Here is a 14,961-nt window from a genome sequence, read left to right as displayed (position 1 = left end):
AAGCCATTTATCAGTTATTTAATCAATATAACTTATATGTTTTATTTATCAACAAATGATCTAGAGTCGTGTATCCACTATTAGTCTAACGTTTTGAGCGACCTGTTCAGGCCTAACGTCTGTCGAAATAATTCGATATTGTCGTTTTGCCAACTCCATCAGGACCAATAAAATAGATGAGCAATTTATTTCACCTGATATTCCAATCTCGCATAAAAAAAGCCCTCAAGATTTGAGGGCTTTTTTAAAATTTCAAATTACTTCGCAGCAACACCCCAAGCAGGAACAACTGCTTGCATCAATGGTTTTAACATTTTCAATGAACAAGCAATCACTTGACCATTTTCAAATGAATCATTACCACCACGGGCATCAACCATCGCACCGCCAGCTTCTTTCACAATCAACTCACCCGCAGCGATATCCCACGGTTTTAAGCCCAACTCAAAGAAACCATCAAAACGACCTGCTGCAACATAAGCCAAATCTAAAGCAGCAGAACCCGCACGGCGGATGTGTGCACCTGCTTTAGTTACAGCCAATAATGAAGCAAAATGCTGTTCAGCATACGAAACGATTTCTCCATCACGTTGTGCACGAAATGGATGACCAACAGCAAGAGAAGTATTTTCTAAAGTTTCACTTGTATTCACACGGATACGACGCTGATTCATGACTGCGCCACGGCCGCGACTTGCAGAGAATAATTCATCACGTACCGGATCATAGATCACACCGTGTTGCGTTACGCCTTTGTGCTGTACAGCGATAGAAATACAGAAATGTGGGAAACCATTGATAAAGTTTTGTGTGCCATCTAAAGGATCTATAACCCAACACCAATCAGCATCGTGTCCTTTACCTTCTTGAAATCCAAACTCTTCACCATGAAAACTATGGTTTTTATAACTTTTACGGAGAGTATCGATAGTGAGTTGTTCCAAGTAACGGTCAACACGCGTTACTGGACCATCAATGCCTTTATCTTCAACTTGCAAATCGAGTTTATGACGATTTTGATGTGCCTTTAAAAGCTCTTGACCAACTGTTTGAGCCGCACGCGCAGCCATCACCACCATAGGTTCCATTGAACACCCACTACAAATTTCGAAGATTTTGACAAAGAATAATGCATAAAAGCGCCCGCATTCTATCAAATCTGAGCGCTTTTAGGGAAAAAATGTTGCTAAAAATTTAGTGGGCAATTGCCATTATCAAATGCACTTGCATTTACTTGGTTTTATTGATTAAAACCAAGCTTTTTCAATTGAAGTCAAAATACCTTGACTATCTAAACCACAGTCTTGCAACATTTGTTGATGGGAAGCTTGAAGCAAAAATGCATCTGGCAAACCTAAATTCAAGATTGGTTTAACAATTTTAGCCTGTGCCAAAAATTCATTTACTGCACTACCCGCACCTGCCATCACAGCATGCTCCTCAACCGTGACAAAAAGCTGCGTACTATCAGCTAACTCACGAATGATGTGCTCATCAAGTGGTTTCACAAAACGCATATTGATAACGCGGATACCGATTGAATGTTTATTTGCAAATAACTCTGCGGCTTGGACTGATGCTGTCACTCGGCTACCAAAAGCCAAAATACTGATCTGTTGTGCTGCATCTACATTAAATTCTGCAACGACTTCCGCTTTACCAATCTCTAGAGCAGTCATTTTGTCTTGAATATCGACACCTACACCTGCACCACGCGGATAACGAACCGCAGTCGGTCCATTATACAGGTAGGCGGTATGTAGCATTTGTCGACATTCATTTTCATCTTTTGGTGCCATGATCACCATATTCGGGACAGTGCGCATAAAGGCATAATCGTATGCACCAGCATGCGTTGGACCATCTTCACCGACTAAACCTGCACGATCAATACCAAAAGTCACATCCAAATTTTGTAATGCAACATCATGGATCAATTGATCATAACCGCGTTGCAAGAAGGTTGAATAGATTGCAACAACTGGTTTTAAACCTTCACACGCCATACCTGCTGCTAATGTCACTGCATGTTGTTCTGCAATCGCGACATCAAAAAAACGTTCGGGATATTGCTGGGCAAATTTCACCATGCCCGATCCTTCACACATCGCTGGGGTAATCGCCAGTAAGCGCTCATCTTGCGCCGCCTCATCACACAACCATTGTCCAAATACATCAGAATATTTAGGAGGGGATTTTTTGATTGGTGCGGAAGCTGCTGGTGCAATTTTAGTAATTGCATGATACGTGATTGGATCTGCTTCTGCTGGAGCGAAACCTTTGCCCTTTTTAGTATAAATATGAACTAAACGTGGCCCTTTACGCTTTTTCAACGCATGAAAAACTTGTGCGAGTTGCTCGACATCATGACCATCAAATGGACCAAAATAGTCAAAACCAATCGCTTTAAATAAATTGTCTGCTGCATCAGTTGCGGACTGGTGTAAACGCGAGTTATAAGTCCATTTCGGATGTGGTTGAATATAGGCTTCACCGAGCTCATTTAGATTGACAAGCTGACCTGACTCCCAAATCGCGGCTAGGTGTTTTGCAAAACCACCCGTACTGCAAGAAATCGACATGTCATTGTCATTAAGGACCACAATCAAATCTGCATCATGAGCAACCGCATCGTTCATGGCTTCAAATGCCATACCTGCTGTCATTGCGCCATCACCTACAATCGCTACCACATCACAAGGATCTTTTTGGTATCGACGAGCGAGTGCCATCCCCAGCCCTGCAGAAATTGCAGTAGATGAATGCCCAACACCAAAGGTATCAAATTCAGATTCATCTCGTGCTGGAAAAGCAGCTAAGCCATTTTTACTGCGGATTGTTGTGATTTGCTCACGACGACCAGTTAAAACTTTATGCGGATAAGCTTGATGCCCCACATCCCAAACCAAACGGTCACGCGGCGTATTAAAGCAATAATGTAAGGCAACAGTAAGTTCAATGACGCCTAGATTTGCGCCGAAGTGACCACCACTTTGTCCTGCTGCATACAAAATATATTGTCGTAACTCATCCGCCACTTGTGCGAGTTGGCTTTGCGCGAGCTGTCGTAACTGTTGTGGATGATCAATTTCATCTAACAGTACCGTCACAGGACGTTCAGTTGGAATTTCGGTATACAACATAATGTGGCAAAGCCTTTTTAAGCCTGGCAAATCCGAAGCTGGGTTAAATGGGGGCAATCATACAATTAAATATGATCTACCTTCAATCAGCCACATGTGCGAATGATGCAGTGCTGAACATTCTTAGACCAATCTCAAAGACTGGCTAGCAGATTATCCTGAATTATGTCACTGTTTATCAACCATTATTGTGTGCTTTCTATGAAAAAGAAAAACTTATGTGAAAAATCAGAAATTCCGATTCACGCAATCTTCACACATTAAGCTATACTTTGATTGTTTTTATGATACGAGTGAGCTCTCTGTGCCGATTGAATTTATTGCAACATCAAAGCTACCAACCGCTTTTGGTGACTTCAATATTTCTGTGTTTCAAGACCCTGAAACGGGCGAAGAGCATGTGGCGCTTTCAAAAGGTTTAGATAAGACTCCAACACAACCTGTGTTAGTTCGCATCCATTCAGAATGCTTAACAGGTGATGCTTTCGCTTCGCTTAAGTGCGATTGTGGTCCGCAATTACAAGCCACGCAACGCCTGATTAATGAGGCTGGACAAGGTGTAATTTTATATTTACGTCAAGAAGGCCGCGGGATTGGTTTGACCAATAAAATTCGTGCCTATGCTTTGCAAGATCAAGGTCATGATACCGTTGATGCAAACCTATTGTTAAATCTACCTGCTGATGCGCGTCGCTACGATATGTGCAGCATTATGCTCGATCATCTCCAAATTAAAGAAGTAAAATTAATCACCAATAATCCTTTGAAGCTTAAAGCATTAACCGATCTTGGAATTAATGTGATTGAGCGTGTTCCCCTGACTGTTGGACATAATCCATTCAATGAGCAATATTTAAAAACTAAACGTGAGCGTATGGATCATCTTTATCAAAAGGATGATTTTTAATTCATTTTTATAAATTAATAAAGATAAAGTAAGTAAGGGATTTTTATTCTTATAAAAATCCCTTACTTTTATTATGGTTTTATGTTTTGATATCACTAATTCCTAGATCACCTCAAGAGGATCATCATGCAGCATCCAACTTCGGCTGATATTCAACGTGTACGCGAGTTTTTACTCGATCTTCAAGCACGAATTTGTGCAGGACTAGAGCAACAGGAACGTGCAGGCGGCGGAACCGCTGAGTTTATCATTGATGATTGGCAACGAACCGAGGGGGGCGGTGGTCGCTCACGGGTTTTGCAAAATGGTGAAGTGATTGAAAAAGGTGGAGTGATGTTCTCCCACATCAATATCAGCAAGCTTCCCGCCTCTGCCACTGAACGCCACCCACAAATCGCTGGTGCAAAGGCTCAGGCTTTAGGTGTGTCACTGGTCATTCACCCGAAAAATCCAAATATCCCAACCTCACATGCCAACGTACGCTTATTTGTGGCTGAACCTGAAGGGCAAGATCCTGTGTGGTGGTTTGGTGGTGGCTTTGACCTCACACCGTTCTATCCAGATGATCAGGACATTCAAAACTGGCATCAAACTGCGTATGACCTATGTCAACCATTTGGTGATGATGTGTATGCAGAACATAAACAATGGTGTGATGATTATTTCTATCTAAAACACCGTGACGAGCAACGTGGTGTAGGTGGTCTGTTCTTTGATGATCTCAACCAATGGGATTTCGAAACCTGCTTTAAATATATACAAGCGGTGGGAAATGGTTATTTAGAGGCGATCTTACCGATTTTTGAAAAGCATCGTGAGCAGCCTTATACCGAAGCGCAACGTGAATTCCAACTGTATCGCCGTGGTCGTTATGTTGAATATAATTTAGTTTATGACCGCGGCACTTTATTCGGCCTACAAACAGGTGGACGGATTGAATCCATCTTAGTGAGTTTACCAAATCTCGCAGGTTGGTCTTATCGCCCTGAATGGGATGCGGATTCGATCGAAAAACGCCTCACTGATTATTATTTAAAGCCGAGAGATTGGTTAGGTTTAAACAACTAAATACTTTCTTATTTTTAAAGCATCTAAATATAGATGCTTTTTTTAGACTCTCAGATTGTCGTATATTTAGTGCCGTTAAACATCAAGTACAATCCATACCAAACAGATCATTTATAAAGTTTTAGGTAAAAGTATGACCAAACAATTTGCTGTAATTGGAAATCCAATTGAACAATCTCGCTCACCTGAACTACATCATGCTTTTGCAGCAAAAACTGGCGTTGATTTGAACTATAAAAAAATTCTTGCGCCTTTAGATGGTTTTGAAACGACGACTAAGACATTCTTTTCTCAAGGTGGCATCGGCATGAATGTCACCGTTCCTTTTAAAGAACAAGCATTTGCATTGTGCGACCAACTAACAGAACGTGCCAAGATTGCCAAAGCGGTAAATACGCTGTGGATGCAGGATGGCAAACTCTACGGCGACAATACCGATGGTCAAGGACTCGTTGCTGCGATTCAAGCACTTGGTTGGAATCTTGAAAATAGCCGTATTTTAATTTTAGGGGCAGGTGGTGCAACGCGCGGTGTAATCTACCCATTGGTACAGGCAGGCGCAAAAAAAATTGTTATTGCGAATCGTACCCTAGCCCGTGCTGAACAACTGGTCAATGATTTAAAAGATGCTGTAGTACAGGCTGAGTTGAGTGCGATTGGCTTAGAACAACTTTCTGGTGAATTTGATTTGGTGATTAACGCAACATCGGCAAGCTTAACAGGTGATGCTTTACAACTTCCTGAAAGTTTAATTTTCCATCATGCTTATGAAATGGCCTATGGCAAGCCCTCTAGTTTTCTTGATCAAGCCCAAGCACGTCAAGTTCCATCTACTGATGGGTTTGGCATGCTGGTTGGACAAGCCATCGAAGCCTTTTATATTTGGAACGCAGTTAAACCTGAACTAAAAGATTTCTTATAAATCAATCTCCAAAAAAAGAACCTGCATGATGCAGGTTCTTTTTTTGCTTTGAATTACTTAATCGTTAACATCTTTTGATAAACATCTTTAAAGATTTCATAATCAATAAACTCATCATGATCAACCTTTAAGTTTTGAATCGTCTTCAAGGTCAACTTGTTTTGTCGTGCTGCCACATACACTTGCCCTAAAATATTTGCAGTCTGCTCAAGTAAGATTTTTTCCTCACTTGAAGCACCATTCTCACGTTCAAATTGAATTTGATATTGTTTAGCAAATAGCTGTTGTGGTTGCTTATATTGTGCTTGCAACTTCTTCCATGCTTGACGATCTTTATCACCACGCAATGCACCACTGACAATACGATCAACCGACTCGCCCAACGGATAATTAAACTGCTCATCGTCTTCTAGATGGTGTTTCTTTTGTAACGCTTCTATCGCTTTAAGCGCTGTCCCTTGAGGATTGTATACCTCTTCACTTGAATACCAATAGGCATACACACTGGCTATTTCTTGCAACTCTTTGGTTGAATAACGCTGTACCACCTGTGGTGTACTTTCCGTTAATTTGGCTATAAATACAGCTTTATAAGTCTGCTCATATGATCGAGTTGCATCATAACGTTGTTCAGCAATCACTTTAAGCTGATCATCCAATGACAATGTATATGGCTGTGCGGCACGCTCTACAATCCCTGCCTGACCCATTTTTTCAGTGAATCGGTCAATTGATTGCTCGAACATCGACCCCTTACTCACTTCCGACCATGTTTTGGCACGTTTTAATTGTGCTCGATCAATCGATGTCGCTTTTCCATAATTTAAAACTTGCATATCCGCTTTAAGGTTCACACGGGATTGCAATTCTGGAGAAGTATAATTGAGATCATAGTCATAGTTAATCGCACGACCTTTGTCATCTAAACTAATATCCATAATGAATGGATTACGTTTATCAGCGACAGGCAATGCTTGATTAATCTCAGTCTGATGTTTGATCCAGAGTGCTTTGAATGCATGATCATCAATAAACTGAGCTTGGTTATAAACAGAGAATAACTCTTCCAACGTGCTTAGTTTCGCAATATAAGAAATTAGACCAGAAGCACTTGATTGCGTTGGGTTGAATACATCAACCCCATGCATACTTTGGCAGTATTGTGCATCGCCATAAGTGATTTTTGGATTTGATGATAAAGAATCACACTGCTCACGACTTAAACCACTTTCATAAGCAGCTTCCACATCAGATTCAGACCCATCGCCATTTTTTACTGCATGATCCCCATCATCACTTTCCCATGCTGCAGCTTGTGTTGCTTCCGCTGCTTCCAAAGCGGCAGCAGACGCATCCTCAGAAGCAGAGTCATAGGCATCAGCTTCATCCTCAACACCAAAATGTTGATTCACCAATTGATAAAGCTGCTGACTCACCACACTCGCATCATCAGATGAAGTTTTGGTATTTTTTGTAGAAGATGGTTTTTTAGGCTTACTTTGAGCATCAACTTCATCTGCGATCAGTTTTTCTAGGCTCTGTTCATTGATATTGAAAATGCTTTGCATTAAATATTTTTCATTGACTTTGCCATATAAACTCGATTGCAAGAATGCTTCTTCAATCGTTGTTTTTAAGCGAATTTTTTCAACGACACCTGCCGCACGTTCTGCTGATGACACTGGCAAAGCCTGTATATTTTGCTGATCCGCCAAACGATAAAACACGCCACTTGATGCTTTGAGGTATTCCACAAACTTCTTGTAATCGACTTGCTTGATCAAACCTTGATACTTCGAAAAATCGAAATATGCCAAATTACTCTGATTTTCTTTATTGACCAAATATGGCATAAATCCAAAATAATTGACGTAAAACTTATGGTCATTCAAATCTAGCACCATAGGCATTTTGGCTTGTACCAATAGCGTCGGTTTTTCATAGCGCGCGGTCAAATTAAATGAACCCATTTTTTGACGATAATGCACCGAACCATCATATTCAAATTGCATATCATTCAAAATCGTTGCCATGGACTGAATGACTTTATCCACTTTGGTTTGACCATATGAGCTCTTATCTTGTGCCAGTGCATCATATAAGGCTTGCTTTTGTTTGCTATTTAAATTGACTTTTTGATCTTTTAAATATTGTTCAACTTTTTGTTTTAATGCAGCATCTAATGGCGCTGGCTGTAAGCGAGCAGTAGACTTATTTTGGTTAGGCTCAATATGAACATTAAATTTTCCGCGATAATCATAACTTGGGTATTCATACATCGCATTAATACTATTGATGGCCTTTTGCTCTAAACCAGCCGTACTTGTATTGGTTTTAATGACATGTTGTGAACATGCTGAAAGACTCAGCCCCAACAAACATAAAGTTAAATATTTTAAACGCATAGTTTTACCAACCACCTTTATATCATTATACTTTCAACTAAAAATTGACCCATTTTCATCATAAACATACGTCTAAAACTCAAACAAAAAAGGGACTTCCACCTCAACAAATATTCTTCAAAATTCGCTTTTCTGACATTTTTTTCTACTGGGCTTATCAATGTATTTGTGTCACCATTGTGAATAATCTAAGGTATCGAAACAGATAATCCAAAATGATTCCAATACAGGATTAAGATTATGCCAGCTTATAAAGCCCCACTCCGTGATGTTCGTTTCTTAATGAACGAAATGTTAGATTATCCAGCACATTACCAAACTTTAGCAAGTGGTCAAAATGCTGATGCTGAAACTGTTGATATGATTCTTGAAGGTGCGGCAGATTACTGCGAAAACGTACTTTCTCCACTCAATCAGTCAGGTGATGAAGAAGGCTGTACTTTCAACAATGGCGAAGTCACAACCCCTAAAGGCTTCAAAGAAGCGTATGACCAATTTGTCATGGGTGGTTGGCAGGGTCTTTCATATCCAGAAGAGTTTGGTGGTCAAGGCTTACCAATGTCTTTAAACCTAATCAAATCTGAAATGATGGGGACTGCAAACTGGTCTTTCACCATGTATCCAGGTTTGAGTACTGGTTGTATGAACACCATCATGCAATTTGGTACAGAAGAGCAAAAAAATACCTATATGCCTAAACTGGTTGAAGGTACTTGGTCTGGTACGATGTGCTTGACTGAACCTCAATGTGGTACAGATTTAGGTCAAGTTAAAACTAAAGCAGAACCTCAAGAAGATGGGACTTATCAGCTTTCTGGTACTAAAATCTTCATCTCTGCAGGTGAGCACGATTTAACAGAAAACATTATTCACATTGTGCTTGCTCGTCTTCCAGATGCACCTGCAGGTACACGTGGTATCTCACTATTCATCGTACCTAAATTCATCCCTACTGCGGATGGTGGCGTAGGTGAACGCAATACTGTTTCTTGTGGTTCAATCGAACACAAAATGGGGATTAAAGCCTCTGCGACAGCAGTATTGAATTTTGATAATGCAACAGGTTACTTAATCGGTGAAGTGAATAAAGGTTTGCATGCAATGTTTACCTTCATGAACACTGCACGTATTGGTACTGCGGTTCAAGGTGTTGCTCACGCAGAACTTTCTTACCAAGGTGCCTTACCGTATGCCAAAGACCGTATGTCAATGCGTGCACTTTCTGGCAAGAAAGAACCTGAGCGCGTAGCTGATGCGATCATTCACCATGCTGACGTACGTCGCCTGCTGTTAACGCAAAAAGCAATTGCGGAAGGTGGTCGTTCAATGATCTACCACGCAGCTAAACTTGCTGACAAAATGACAGATGCTATCGCAAATGGTGATCAAGCGGCTTATGAAGCACATGATGACAAACTTGGTTTCTATACTCCGATTCTAAAAGGCTTCTTGACTGAGCTTGGTTTAGAATCAGCAAATAATGGTATGCAAGTGTTTGGTGGTCATGGCTATATCCGTGAATGGGGTATGGAACAGATCGCACGTGATGCACGTATCTCGACTTTGTACGAAGGTACTACAGGCATTCAAGCACTTGATTTGCTCGGTCGTAAAGTTCTTTTAAGCTCGAAAGGTAAAGTGGTTCGTGACTATACCGCTGAAATCTTAAAGTTCTGTGCAACACATGCACGTAACAAGTACTTACGTCGTTTTGCTTGGGATTTGACTAAGCTTTGCGCACAGTGGAATACATTGACTGTTCGTATCATGCTTGCTGCACGTAAGGATCGTGACATCGTTTCTTCAGCTTCTGCTGATTTCTTGATGTTCTCTGGCTACGTGATGATGGCTTACTTCTGGGCACAACAAGCTGTGGTTGCTTCTGAGAAATTAGAAGCGGGTGACGGCATCGAAACACCAGAATTCTATAAAGCAAAAATCAAAGTTGCTGATTTCTATTTTGACCGTTTGTTGCCACGTGCTCAAGGTCATGCAGAATCAATGGTTTCGTCTTCACGCACCTTGACTTCACTTGCACCAGAACACTTCAGCTTCGATTACTAATTAGAATTGTAAAAAAAGAGCGCGATATGCGCTCTTTTTTTATTCTATTGTATTTTCTTAAACTCATAGGCTTTTTCAGGAAATGGGTATTCTTTAAAGAATTTCTGATTTTCACCATTATTGTCGTTCCAAATTTTCTCTAAATTTAGAACCAAATCTTGATTTTGGTTAACCTTAAAATACAAGCTAATATTCGCGGCATCACAACGAACCATAATTTCATTCAGTTCTTCATGCGCGTACCATTGCACTTGATTACAGGTTTGCTCAATCTTAGCTACATTATGAGAAGAATCTATCCCTAAGCGGCCAAAACTGGTATTGATCCAATAAACTGAACCATCTTCTAATAGATTCAAAATATATTCTGCTTCTTTCTCTTGATTCACGCATCCTGCAAAAGCATCGGTACATGGAATACGCGCATGATAACGCCCCACATAGGTCAGACCAGTTTCAGAAGGTTGGGTTAAATTACGTTTCCCTGCACCTGAATATGGCAATGTTGCTTGTCCCGCAATTTTAGTTAATGGCACACCATCATCAGCGAATGAAGGTTGCTCATCCTGTACAACGCTTGCTTCGTAATTTGATTGCTTTTGGATTTGTTTGGCGGATTCTGAATGATCACGATCACACGCACTCAAACCGAGAGTTAATACACATCCTATACTCACATACTGTAGTAACAACCACCTGAACTGCATATCCACAAATCTCTAACATCAACATCGCTATCGACGAAACCCACACAATCCACCCCAAAAATCTTGGAGAATATAAAGAACAGAGAATGTATCTATTCTCTACGTCCATACATCATGAACTATCGAAGGTAAGCCCATAGAACTGAATCCTAAGGCGACAAAGCAGTCTGCTTTAAGTCGGTGCATTTTAGGCGATACTGTTGGTTTTTCCAGCAGCATTTTACACAACGTAACTAATCTCTTATCTATTTAAACTTTAAAAAAATGTATATCGCCCCTATTTCATAATAAACAGCAACTCATCTATGAATATATTTTTTTTGCTGTCATTTCATTACGTTAAGGAGAAGAATTCGATGACCAATACTGGTTTATATCGCTCAAACCAAAAAAGCATGATCGCAGGTGTAATGGGCGGTATTGCTGAACGTTTTGGTTGGAACGCAAATTTACTACGCTTAATCTTTGTTGTGATCTCGATCCTAAGCGCCGCTTTTCCTGGTATTTTAGTGTATCTGATTTTATGGTTGGTCATTCCCAAGAGACAAACAACACCAGTAGAACATATACAAAATTATCAACAACCTGTGAAAACTATTTATGATGATCAAAGCATAAAACGTTAATTCACTTTTGGTCGCTACGGTTGAATTTACCCCTAATACAACCGTAGCTTTTTTTATCTCAATTAAAGTCGCTGACGACTTAATTGTTGTTGTAAAGCAGCAATCATATCAGCACGACTGATCATTCCAATCAAACGTTGATTCTCAACCACAGGGATATAATTAAAAGACTTCTCTACAAAATAAGGTATGAGGTCTTGAATCGGTTGTAGCGGTTCAACGGTCACGACCCTACGACTCATAATTTGACGAACATAATGTTGCCAAGAGTTCCTTGGATCAGTCGCACTTTTAAACCATTCAACCACTTCATATAAAGCTAGTGTGCCGACAAGTTTTTCCTCACGATTGACCACAGGCAAGCTCATTATATTAACCGCTTTGAACTTATCTAATGCCTGATGAATATCATCATTCTCATGCAGCGTGATCACATCCCGACTCATAATATCTTGGCAAACAAAGCTATTTTGCAAGCGCCCATGTGCACGCTCTTGCGCGTCTAAAATGATTTTTTCTAAGTCGTATTGACTAATATCAAGTAATTCAGTGTGTTGTTCTAAAGCATATTCAATATCTTTGGGTTGAATCGATACTTTCTGTGTCGGTGTTGGATCTTTGCTTCGTGCATTGACATGAGCGGTCATTGGATAATGTCGTCCAATTAAGCGATTAAAAAACACCGCAAATAACAACAATAAAATTGAATTTAATAAGACAGGATAAAGCACAAAATAGAAACCTAGACGCTGAACTGCCTCGCCCCCTAATACAGCTGTGATCGCCACTGCCCCACTTGGCGGGTGTAAAGAGTCTGTGGTCATCATCACAAATATGGCTAGACCAACCGCCACACTAAATGCTGTGGTTAAATCTGGCAACCATTGCACACAAGCAACACCTATTACACCAGCCAACGTATTACCGACAATCACATTCCATGGTTGCGCCAATGGACTGTTTGGTACCGCAAAAAGCAATACCGATGAAGCTCCCATCGGTGCTATATACCATGCATTCATCCCACCTAGTACATACCAACTCAATAATGACGATATTGCCAAACCACATAATGCGCCAAAGCCTGAAAGCAAACGCTCTTTAAGTGGGAGGATTTTATAGTTAGGTTTAAGAAAATTTAGCCAATCAGATTGAGTAAAGCTCACAATGCACCTTGCTGGAATCGTGTTGTGTTTGATGGGTTGCGGCAGTATACACTTAAGCTTTTATAAGATACATTTTGGTTACATGTTAAAACATCAGACATTGTATTTCTCTAAAATCGACAGCGTCCTCCTAAAATAAATCTCTTCGAATTAGACCAATGCCTAATGTACATAGGCCTAAAAACTTATTATGTAAAATTGAGAAAATTCCTATTTATAATAAAAATAAATATCACATAGATTTTTATCAAAAAACTAAATACCACTTACAGCTCAAATACCATAAAATTCAAACGTTCAAAAACTGGACAGGAATGCACTCCAGACTTTATCTACCTACTTTTTTGCCTTACTTGGATGTAGTTATTGGGCAAGGAGTACACGGATTTAAAAAAAATTTACATGGATGATAGAAGTTAGCATTTACTATTGATTCGCTAAAAATATGGTTATTCGGTCACGTGAAATTGAGTGATAGATAACAACACAAATAAGGATATTGTATGAATGTTCCTCACTTAGAAACACCAACCAATGCAATGCCTAAAGGCGTATTGCGTGGCTGGATCATCATTGCAATTGCAGCCTTGCTGTCATTCGGTTTATATGAAATTCTCCCTTATGAGCAAAATGCCAACAAAGGCTTAAGTTTATTATTCTTTATTGGCACTTTATGGCTTACTGAAGCCATCCACATCACCATCACTGCGCTTTTGGTTCCTATTTTAGCCGTTTTGGTGGGTATGCCAAGCGTTGGTAGTAATGACGAAATCAGTCCGATTACCACATCCAAAGCACTCAGCACTTTCGCTGATCCAATTATTTTCCTCTTTTTTGGTGGTTTTGCTTTAGCAACTGCCTTACATGTGCAAAAGCTGGATCGAAAGATCGCGATGTGGGTCATTGCCTTATCTCGCGGACATTTGGGGCTCGCAGTACTGGCAATCTGTGTCGTCACTGCATTTTTATCGATGTGGATCTCCAATACTGCAACGGCGGCGATGATGTTGCCGCTTGCATTGGGATTACTTTCTCACTTTGATGCAGCCAAAGAGCGCAAAACCTTTGTGTTCATTTTGCTCGGTATCGCCTATTCAGCCAATATTGGTGGCTTAGGTACCCTCGTCGGCTCACCTCCCAATGCCATTGCAGCCAAAGCACTAGGCTATGACTTCGCTGACTGGATGAAAATCGGCTTACCGATGATGTTGCTTCTTTTCCCAGCAATGTTAGTCAGCTTATATCTGGTTTTACGCCCTAAATTAAACCATCGCGTTGAATTCAAAGCTGAAACGATTCCTTGGAATCGGGATCGCATGCTCACTATGATCTTGTTTGTGGTGACAGCTTTGGGTTGGATCTTCGGCAAAAGTGTGAGTGAGCAGTTTGGAATTAGCCAACCAGATACGTGGGTGGCGATTGCCGCAGCATGTATGGTGGTGATTTTAGGGATCGCGACATGGAAAGATATCTCGGATAACACCGATTGGGGTGTACTCATGTTATTCGGTGGTGGATTAACACTCAGTGCGGTTTTAAAAGATTCAGGTTCATCATTGGTGCTCGGACAAACCCTTGCCAACGCCTTTGGTGGTGCATCGCCATTCTTGGTGATTATTGTGGTTGCTGCGTTTATTATTTTCTTGACAGAGCTGACCAGCAATACTGCTTCTGCCGCGCTTCTAGTTCCGGTCTTTGCGGCAATTGCCGCGCAAATGGGGCTTCCAAAAGAAATCCTTGTATTGGTGATTGGTCTCGGAGCATCGTGTGCCTTCATGCTCCCTGTGGCAACACCACCAAATGCAATTGTATTTGGTACTGGGCATATTCAACAACGTGAAATGATGAAAGTTGGTTTCATCCTGAATGTATTATGTATTGCCGTGATTTCAATCTTCTTTTACTTATTCTTTCTTTAAATAAGTCCTAAGTTATTGCATTGATTCTCAAACT

11 protein-coding genes are annotated in these 14,961 nt (G+C 40.5%); 6 read left to right on the top strand and 5 right to left on the bottom strand.

Features of this window, described 5'->3' with window-relative positions; genetic code table 11:
- Window positions 1–257: 257 nt before the first annotated feature.
- Window positions 258–1,088: an inositol monophosphatase family protein gene (locus EXE30_RS01680; protein ID WP_121928862.1), complete on the bottom strand. Its 831-nt coding sequence runs from the start codon at window positions 1,086–1,088 to the stop codon at window positions 258–260.
- 159 nt (window positions 1,089–1,247) lie between these two features.
- Window positions 1,248–3,143 (bottom strand): 1-deoxy-D-xylulose-5-phosphate synthase, encoded by a 1,896-nt coding sequence (gene dxs / locus EXE30_RS01675; RefSeq protein ID WP_130160922.1) that lies wholly within the window; start codon window positions 3,141–3,143, stop codon window positions 1,248–1,250.
- 304 nt (window positions 3,144–3,447) lie between these two features.
- Here dxs and ribA point away from each other — a divergent pair, with 304 nt between their 5' ends.
- The 3 genes from ribA to aroE all read left to right on the top strand — a co-directional run bounded on the left by ribA (window position 3,448) and on the right by aroE (window position 6,040).
- On the top strand, window positions 3,448–4,050 hold the full coding sequence (ribA, locus tag EXE30_RS01670; RefSeq protein ID WP_130160921.1) for a GTP cyclohydrolase II: 603 nt from the start codon (window positions 3,448–3,450) through the stop codon (window positions 4,048–4,050).
- A 126-nt stretch (window positions 4,051–4,176) separates the two neighbouring features.
- Window positions 4,177–5,118: an oxygen-dependent coproporphyrinogen oxidase gene (hemF, locus tag EXE30_RS01665; RefSeq protein ID WP_130160920.1), complete on the top strand. Its 942-nt coding sequence runs from the start codon at window positions 4,177–4,179 to the stop codon at window positions 5,116–5,118.
- Window positions 5,119–5,251: 133 nt separating this feature from the next.
- The gene (gene aroE / locus EXE30_RS01660) at window positions 5,252–6,040 is read left to right on the top strand and encodes a shikimate dehydrogenase (RefSeq protein ID WP_130160919.1); all 789 of its coding nucleotides are present in this window, start codon (window positions 5,252–5,254) and stop codon (window positions 6,038–6,040) included.
- A 53-nt stretch (window positions 6,041–6,093) separates the two neighbouring features.
- Here aroE and EXE30_RS01655 read toward each other — a convergent pair whose 3' ends face one another.
- A complete protein-coding gene (locus tag EXE30_RS01655) occupies window positions 6,094–8,445 on the bottom strand; it encodes a hypothetical protein (RefSeq protein WP_130160918.1) in 2,352 nt (783 codons plus the stop codon).
- A gap of 240 nt (window positions 8,446–8,685) precedes the next feature.
- Between EXE30_RS01655 and EXE30_RS01650 the strand changes: the two genes are divergently transcribed.
- A complete protein-coding gene (locus tag EXE30_RS01650; protein ID WP_130160917.1) occupies window positions 8,686–10,509 on the top strand; it encodes an acyl-CoA dehydrogenase C-terminal domain-containing protein in 1,824 nt (607 codons plus the stop codon).
- Window positions 10,510–10,553: 44 nt separating this feature from the next.
- On the opposite strand, the gene EXE30_RS01645 is transcribed toward EXE30_RS01650, so the two are convergent.
- Entirely contained in the window at window positions 10,554–11,216 is a 663-nt protein-coding gene (locus tag EXE30_RS01645) for a hypothetical protein (protein WP_130160916.1), read from the bottom strand.
- Window positions 11,217–11,572: 356 nt separating this feature from the next.
- Here EXE30_RS01645 and EXE30_RS01640 point away from each other — a divergent pair, with 356 nt between their 5' ends.
- The gene (locus EXE30_RS01640) at window positions 11,573–11,842 is read left to right on the top strand and encodes a PspC domain-containing protein (RefSeq protein ID WP_130160915.1); all 270 of its coding nucleotides are present in this window, start codon (window positions 11,573–11,575) and stop codon (window positions 11,840–11,842) included.
- A 62-nt stretch (window positions 11,843–11,904) separates the two neighbouring features.
- Here EXE30_RS01640 and EXE30_RS01635 read toward each other — a convergent pair whose 3' ends face one another.
- Window positions 11,905–13,008, bottom strand: coding sequence for an HPP family protein (locus EXE30_RS01635; RefSeq protein ID WP_130160914.1), 1,104 nt, complete (start codon window positions 13,006–13,008; stop codon window positions 11,905–11,907).
- Window positions 13,009–13,511: 503 nt separating this feature from the next.
- Between EXE30_RS01635 and EXE30_RS01630 the strand changes: the two genes are divergently transcribed.
- Window positions 13,512–14,927, top strand: coding sequence for an SLC13 family permease (locus EXE30_RS01630; RefSeq protein ID WP_121928869.1), 1,416 nt, complete (start codon window positions 13,512–13,514; stop codon window positions 14,925–14,927).
- The last annotated feature ends 34 nt before the right edge of the window (window positions 14,928–14,961 follow it).

The organism is Acinetobacter halotolerans (assembly GCF_004208515.1).
Taxonomy (GTDB): domain Bacteria; phylum Pseudomonadota; class Gammaproteobacteria; order Pseudomonadales; family Moraxellaceae; genus Acinetobacter; species Acinetobacter halotolerans.
The sequence above is the reverse complement of the archived record's forward strand: the minus strand, read 5'-3'. Positions and strand labels throughout refer to the sequence as shown.

Bases quoted from the DNA above. Each gene is read 5' to 3' on its own strand.
- EXE30_RS01680 (WP_121928862.1), bottom strand. From the start codon at position 1,088: ATGGAACCTATGGTGGTGATGGCTGCGCGTGCGGCTCAAACAGTTGGT.
- dxs (WP_130160922.1), bottom strand. From the start codon at position 3,143: ATGTTGTATACCGAAATTCCAACTGAACGTCCTGTGACGGTACTGTTA.
- hemF (WP_130160920.1), top strand. From the start codon at position 4,177: ATGCAGCATCCAACTTCGGCTGATATTCAACGTGTACGCGAGTTTTTA.
- aroE (WP_130160919.1), top strand. From the start codon at position 5,252: ATGACCAAACAATTTGCTGTAATTGGAAATCCAATTGAACAATCTCGC.
- EXE30_RS01655 (WP_130160918.1), bottom strand. From the start codon at position 8,445: ATGCGTTTAAAATATTTAACTTTATGTTTGTTGGGGCTGAGTCTTTCA.
- EXE30_RS01650 (WP_130160917.1), top strand. From the start codon at position 8,686: ATGCCAGCTTATAAAGCCCCACTCCGTGATGTTCGTTTCTTAATGAAC.
- EXE30_RS01645 (WP_130160916.1), bottom strand. From the start codon at position 11,216: ATGCAGTTCAGGTGGTTGTTACTACAGTATGTGAGTATAGGATGTGTA.
- EXE30_RS01640 (WP_130160915.1), top strand. From the start codon at position 11,573: ATGACCAATACTGGTTTATATCGCTCAAACCAAAAAAGCATGATCGCA.
- EXE30_RS01630 (WP_121928869.1), top strand. From the start codon at position 13,512: ATGAATGTTCCTCACTTAGAAACACCAACCAATGCAATGCCTAAAGGC.